The 1,428-nt window shown below is 68.8% G+C and carries 1 protein-coding gene; it reads right to left on the bottom strand.

Annotated features, from left to right (window positions below):
- Positions 1-7: 7 nt before the first annotated feature.
- Complete coding sequence (locus tag IU459_RS37155; protein WP_195134253.1) at positions 8-1,405, bottom strand: IS30 family transposase; 1,398 nt, start codon at positions 1,403-1,405, stop codon at positions 8-10.
- Between the last annotated feature and the right edge of the window lie 23 nt (positions 1,406-1,428).

Genomic DNA, 1,428 nt, shown 5'->3' with positions numbered 1-1,428 from the left:
CCCGGGCTCAATCGGTCGTCGCAACACCGCTTTGTTGGGCCGACAGTAGCAGCTCGTTGAGTGCTTCGACCGGCGTCCTCCAGCCGAGTGTTTTGCGGGGACGGCTGTTGAGCGCGGCGGCGACGGCGTCGAGTTCGTCCCTGCTGTAGCGGTGCAGGTCGGTTCCTTTCGGAAAGTATTGGCGTAGAAGGCCATTGGTGTTTTCGTTGGTGCCCCGTTGCCAGGGGCTATAGGGGTCGGCGAAGTAGACTTCGAGGCCGGTGTCGATCGTCAGTTCCGCGTGCTGGGCCAGTTCCTTGCCGCGGTCCCAGGTGAGCGTGCGGCGTAGCTGTTCGGGCAGCGTGGTGATGGTCGTGGCGATGGCGTCGCGGACGGCTTCGGCGCCGTGCCCGGCCAGCGCCGGACCGTTCTTGACGCGCGGCTGTGTGCCATAGTCGGGCATCGGGGGCAGGTGCAGCAGCATGGTGAAGCGGGTGGTTCGTTCGACCAGGGTGCCGATCGCCGACCGGTTCAGCCCGATGATCAAATCTCCCTCCCAATGCCCGGGGACGGCACGGTCGTCGGCCTCGGCGGGGCGGGCGCTGATCATCACCTCCGGGGTGACGAACCCGGCGCGGCGCCGCCTGGTGCGTGCCCGCGGCACTCGCAGCGCCCGCCCGGTGCGCAGGCAGGCGACCAGCTCCCGCTGCAGCGCGCCCCGGCCCTGGATGTAGAGGGCCTGGTAGATCGCCTCGTGCGAGATGCGCATGGACTGATCATCCGGGAAGTCCAGGCGCAGCCGGTTCGATATCTGTTCCGGACTCCAGGCGTGCGACCAGCGCCGGTCCGCCCGGCGGGCCTTGTTGCGGCCGATCCAGCGCGTCTGCGGTCCGGGAACCGGTTTCCCATCCGGGGTGTGGATCACTCCGGACAGCCGGTCGGCCACGTACTGCCACAGCCGGGCGTTCACCGCCAGCTTGGCCACCTTCGGGCGGGCCGCCCGGCGATCGCGATGCCACTGCGCAGTGGTGGCCCGATACACCAGTGTCCCGCCTCGGGTTGCCGCGTTGCGGCGCAACTCCCGCGAGACAGTCGACGGCGAGCGGCCCAAATGCCGGGCGATCTCACGGACCCCGAAACCATGAGCATGACAGATCGCGATCTCCTCCCGCTCGGCGAACGACAGATAGCGACCAGAGTGAATCGTGAAGGGCAACAACGACACTCCGCCAGCTTCGCGGAACCAGCGACTACCCACCGCCGGTGACACGCCAGCCTCGACACCCGCCATCTCACTCGTGGCGCCACGGGCGATCGCCTCCCAGAACCGCTGCCGGTGTTCACGCCGCGCCACCGGTGGCCGTCCCGGCGACCGCATCGCCGGCCTACCCGTTACCGCTGTCGCCCAGCCCCTCGGCCGTCCCATTCCACACCTCCGGATCGAAGGTG

It is taken from the genome of Nocardia amamiensis (genome assembly GCF_015477605.1).
In the GTDB taxonomy this organism is placed as follows: domain Bacteria; phylum Actinomycetota; class Actinomycetes; order Mycobacteriales; family Mycobacteriaceae; genus Nocardia; species Nocardia amamiensis_A.
Note: the sequence above shows the minus strand (reverse complement) of the source record. Positions and strands in the feature narration are given on the sequence as shown.